1 protein-coding gene is annotated in these 1,373 nt (G+C 66.3%); it reads left to right on the plus strand.

Translation table 11 applies throughout. The features are described 5' to 3' along the window. Positions 1–273: 273 nt before the first annotated feature. Positions 274–1,281 carry a hypothetical protein gene (locus N864_RS22255; protein ID WP_155893069.1) on the plus strand — a complete coding sequence of 336 codons (1,008 nt, stop codon included), beginning with the start codon at positions 274–276 and terminating at the stop codon, positions 1,279–1,281. Positions 1,282–1,373: the final 92 nt, after the last annotated feature.

The following is a 1,373-nucleotide window of genomic DNA, read 5'->3' on the forward strand; positions in this document are numbered from 1 at the left end:
TGCAGTTCTCATGATCGAGAGTGCAGTTCTCGTATGCCGCTGGGTCGGCACCCGCTCGCACATCGAGCAGGTGCCGGCCCAGCGCCATACCCCCTTCGATCGACCGTGCGCTATTCCGGATCGAGCGTGCGTTTCCTGTGATCCACAGTGCGTCAGTCCAGATGGACAGGGCAGCACTCCTTCGTTGTCCACAACCTGCACCTTCTCAGCGCGCTGTCCCCACCGTGATCGACAGCCCTTCGCAGCGCACGTTCTTCGGGCGAGGCTCTCGTCATGTCGATCCAAAACCTTCCCGAAGACCTGCGCGGCCGCCCGTTCGCGGTTCGCGAAGCCATAGGACTTGGCCTCAGCTATGCCGAGGTGGACCGCTTCCGGCTGGTTGCTCCGACCCATGGCGTCCGAGTGGAGAAGCGGCCGGTGTCGCTCATCGAGCGATGCTCCGCCATCGCTCCGGCGATGGTCGCCGAGTTCGCCTTCTCGCACCTGACCGCCGCAGGCTTGCACGGATTGCCGACCTCGACCGGCATGGACGGAGACAGCGCGATCCACGTCATCCGGCCGGCCGGCGACCTCTCCTTTCGCCGGCGGGGCGTCCGCGGGCATCGGGGCTACGACTGTCGTCAGGTCGAGCAGATCAACGGCCTACCCGTCGTCGGCCTGGCAGACACCTGGGTGGACATGGGGGAACTCATCGGCCCTGGCCTGCCCGTGGGACTCGACGACCTGATCGTCATGGGGGACGCGATCGCGACGCGACTACGCACGGTGGATCCGTTGCGCGAGGCGCTCGCCCGCCGGGTCCGACCGCGTGGCAAGCTCACCCTGCTGGAGGCACTCGACTGGATCCGCGTCGGATCCGAGTCGCCGGCCGAGACGCGGACTCGTCTCGTGCTCGTCCGCGGGGGCCTGCCCGAGCCCATCCTGAACGAACCGATACGCACGAAATCGGGGCTGTGGGTGGGCCGGCCCGACATGACGTACCTGGAGCCGGTGCGCTTCGCCCTTGAGGTGCAAGGCCGACGGTTCCACAGCGGCAGCGAGGAACGAGCCCACGACGAGGACCGGTACGCCAGCTTCCGGAACGAGGGCTACAAGGTGGTCGCGGTGTGGGACAGCGACATCAACAGCGACTCAGGCCGCACGGCTTTGGTGCTCAAGGCGGCCGAGATCCTCTGCTTCCCGCAGACGCTTCTGACGCTGGACCAATGTGCGCCTCGCTTCTTCAGCACTCGGATGCTCGAGCTCGCAGAGATGAGGAAGCGCCGACTGCGACGAGCGTGACACCTTTCGCGATCAGCGCCAGCCGTTGGGGCGGAGTATCGAACGGTCGATGCGAGCCAACGCACTGTCGATTGGGAGTGCTGCACTGTCGA

This window comes from Intrasporangium chromatireducens Q5-1 (assembly GCF_000576575.1).
GTDB lineage: Bacteria > Actinomycetota > Actinomycetes > Actinomycetales > Dermatophilaceae > Intrasporangium_A > Intrasporangium_A chromatireducens.